The following is a 3,277-nucleotide window of genomic DNA, read 5'->3' as shown; positions in this document are numbered from 1 at the left end:
TCGTATTTTGAAAAGTCTGGCCGGAAATTAGGATCAGTTTTTGATTTTTCAAGAGATTCGGTGTTACCTGCGCCCGCCAATGGATAGTCCTTGATGAACTCATCGCCCTTCCAGGTGTACTTGCTTCGCTGTACGTCCACCAAAAACTTCCCGGTTTCTTCCAGGTACTGCTTCATCATGTACGTCAGCTTGGGCCATTGATCATGGTTGTTCTGTCCGTCTACGATCAGGGTACGTATTGACTTGCCCGATTTTTGGGCGTGGGTAGTTTCGCCGACCATCAAAGCCAGTATTATGATCAGGAAGTACTTCATTTTCATCACTTTCATTGATTTGTTTTTGTACCTGCCAAAAGAAAGGCACAGCCGAACTCAAAATACTATGAACTGTGCTTAAAAACGGAACGTCGCCCCGATAGAGCCGTAGTTGATCCAAGTGAAATTATAGACCGAATCCACATCCGCACCGCCCTCCACTACCCGATAACCCGCCCGCAGGCCAAACTTTGGGCCAAATTCGTAGCCTAGTCCCAAAAACACATCCTCAGCGCGACCCGGCCCGGCCCCGGCCAGCGCGTCAGCTTCCAACATCATCCGCCAGCGGTCGCTCAGGCGATAAATCGAGAAGATATTCAACAGAGTCACAAAACCGAGGTTGCTGAAATGCGTGTCCTGCGTATCAGAAATAAGCCGAACGTCGGCATCGCGGATTTTGGCGGTCAAGCCCACACCCAGCCGGAAGCGTCTGCTCCGCACGATAGCGTAGCGGTACGTCAGACGGTAGGAATTGAATTGATACATGGCCGTGATGTCTTCGCTGGGTGCATAAGCCAGGCCATTGAAGTTCACCACCTGCTCGGACTGCCCCTTGTAAGTAGCTGTAAGCGGAGCGTAAAGTGCTGTGATGGTGTGGTGGTCGTTGAAGGTGACGCCGATTCGGGCCCTGGCAAAGACAAGAGGTTGAACCTCAAAGTTGTTTCCACCTAAATCAAACTACGTGCCGCCTGCGTTGGGAATGCTGATTTTGTTGTAGGGTGTCCCTAAAACGAGGCCCGATTCGAAATCCATCCAAAATTGTGCCTGGGCCGCGGAGAGAGGGAGAAGGGAACAAATAAGTAAATAGAGAAGATACTTTGGCGACATAGAAAAGTGGTTTTTTTAGCAAAAGTTTTTTGCTTTGCTCCTGGTACAAATAGCAGACCGTAGGTAGCGTGCAATCTGGTTAAGGTTCCATTTGAAGTGGAGAGAAAATCTTATATTTGTGAAAAAAGCACCCTGATGAACTGGCAAGACCATATCCATTCTGATCCTAAAATTGTGGGCGGTAAGCCCGTAGTCAAGGGAACTCGCCTTTCGGTCGAGTTCATTCTGGAACGATTGGCCGATGGATGGTCCGAGCAGATGATCCTGGAAAGCTACCCCCGCTTGAGCCAGGAGTCGTTACAGGCAGTGTTCGCCTATTTGTTAGAAATGGCCAAGGATGGCTTACGGCAACGAAGCCTCGTCTTTTGAGGTAAAAGATTGGTTTTTGCAAAAAAAGTCCCGCTCCAAAGGAAACATTCCTCCGAAGCGGGATCTGGTTGAAAGTCCTTTCGTTTCCAGGTTTACCTCATCTCCACCAGACGCAGTCCACCGTCCGTATGTTGGAAAACGCCAATCTGGCCACCAGCTAGTGACTCGCACGAAATGGCGCCCGTGCTGATGCGGACACGCCCGAAGTACAGACAATTTTTGCCATCGGACTCCACAAGGCGGTAGTTGTCGACAAGCAGGGGCAGTTCAAAGCGAAGGTCGGTGGAGACCTTTTTTTTACTAATCTGTTTTTTGAGGCGATAACTGAATGAAGAAGCGTCGGCCATGGGCTCTCCGATTTTTATTTTTTCTACGGCAATTTCGTAGTTGTACCCCCATTCGTACGCAAACCCTTCGATCTGATCGTAAAAAAATTCGGTTTCGCCCCCATTTTTGCTAACCAGATAGCACAGCTGAACACCTTCGCCCTGGCACGGCACCCGGTAATGTGCTATCTTCAACTTCAAACCCTCTGATTGATGGGGCACTTTGTTGGCGCATCCCGCTAACGATACGAATGCGAGCGTGGAAAAAAGAGTGTGGATCAGGTGTACCATCGAGTTGCTTTAATTTATTTCCGGTTTTATTTTCCGAACACCTGCACTTCGGCCAAACTGAGTGAAACAGTATTGACACTGCCGTCAGGTATTGTAATGCACACGTATCTGCCTTTTCGGTTGACTTTGAGCGTAAAACTATTCGATTCTGCTGTCCAGGCAGGGCTTAGCGGGCCAATGTTTAGTCCGGCTCCATAGCCGTCGGCTACCGGCTGCGCCACTCCCACCGGTACATTATCCTTCCCTCCCAGTCCGATTCTCCATCTTATGGTCGTTGGAGAGACGGTCACGATGAAGTTTTTGAGCTCCTCCCAGCAGCAATCCTGCCTGTTCCAGATAACGATGTGGTCTATATCGTACACTGCTCCCAAATCCACTTCCCAATGCTGATAGTTTTTGTAGGGCTGGATGTGGGCAACTGAGTTACCGGGGTCAGATTTCAGGGTGGCCTCAATCTTGCCGTCCACCGCTTTTTCGGGACCGGCATTGGGGGTGTACTTCCCGTCGGCATTATAGGATTGCGTCGCTGGTTTGCCTAAGGCCAGGTTGGTCAGCCCATTATTTGTGGCCGTGGGCTGCGGCGAGCCAGGGGTAGTGGCCCAAATCTCCCGGCCGTCCTTATCGACCAGTATCAGGCGTCCGTTGTCGGTCAACTCGAGGTAGATACTCTTGCCGAGGATCACCGGGGCCACCTTGTCGCGTCCATCGGTGGCGCAGTAGGACTTGTTCTGCGTGCTTTGGATGCAGATGTTGCCGTCGGGGTTGTAGCTCAGCAAACTCTTAGCGGGCCGCTCACCGAAAGGATTGCTCAGCGGGAAGGTGTAAACAGGCCTGCCCGTTCGGACTTCCTCGATAACAAAGTTACCGTCGGGGGTGCCCCTGAGTTGGTACTGGCCGTTGGCGGAAACCATTTTTTCCCCTTCGATCAGTCGGTCGCCGGGCTTCATTCGGCCCTGGTATTTCAGCGTGGCTGCTTCAGTACCCGTTGGGCGCGTTCGTACCGGGGTCGTTTCGGTCTCAGTTGGGCGTGTCCGTACCGGTGGGGTCGTTTCGGTTTCAGTTGGGCGTGTACGTACAGGTGGGTTCGTTTCGGTTTCAGTTGGGCGTGTACGTACAGGTGGGTTCGTTTCGGTTTCAGTTGGGCGTGTT

4 protein-coding genes and 1 pseudogene are annotated in these 3,277 nt (G+C 51.5%); 1 reads left to right on the top strand and 4 read right to left on the bottom strand.

Annotated elements, in window-relative coordinates:
* Both ACEW8P_RS11165 and ACEW8P_RS11160 read right to left on the bottom strand, forming a co-directional pair.
* Positions 1-329 (bottom strand): annotated as a pseudogene (locus ACEW8P_RS11165) (ThuA domain-containing protein); the annotation flags it as partial.
* A 63-nt stretch (positions 330-392) separates the two neighbouring features.
* Positions 393-848: a hypothetical protein gene (locus ACEW8P_RS11160; RefSeq protein WP_373513160.1), complete on the bottom strand. Its 456-nt coding sequence runs from the start codon at positions 846-848 to the stop codon at positions 393-395.
* A 429-nt stretch (positions 849-1,277) separates the two neighbouring features.
* On the opposite strand from ACEW8P_RS11160, the gene ACEW8P_RS11155 reads away from it, so the two are divergent.
* Complete coding sequence (locus tag ACEW8P_RS11155; RefSeq protein WP_373513159.1) at positions 1,278-1,511, top strand: DUF433 domain-containing protein; 234 nt, start codon at positions 1,278-1,280, stop codon at positions 1,509-1,511.
* Positions 1,512-1,603: 92 nt separating this feature from the next.
* On the opposite strand, the gene ACEW8P_RS11150 is transcribed toward ACEW8P_RS11155, so the two are convergent.
* Positions 1,604-2,059 carry a DUF4377 domain-containing protein gene (locus tag ACEW8P_RS11150; RefSeq protein WP_373513158.1) on the bottom strand — a complete coding sequence of 152 codons (456 nt, stop codon included), beginning with the start codon at positions 2,057-2,059 and terminating at the stop codon, positions 1,604-1,606.
* A 95-nt stretch (positions 2,060-2,154) separates the two neighbouring features.
* Positions 2,155-3,075 (bottom strand): discoidin domain-containing protein, encoded by a 921-nt coding sequence (locus ACEW8P_RS11145; protein ID WP_373513157.1) that lies wholly within the window; start codon positions 3,073-3,075, stop codon positions 2,155-2,157.
* Positions 3,076-3,277: the final 202 nt, after the last annotated feature.

The organism is Persicitalea sp. (genome assembly GCF_041751555.1).
Classification (GTDB): domain Bacteria; phylum Bacteroidota; class Bacteroidia; order Cytophagales; family Spirosomataceae; genus Persicitalea.
The sequence above is the reverse complement of the archived record's forward strand: the minus strand, read 5'-3'. Positions and strand labels throughout refer to the sequence as shown.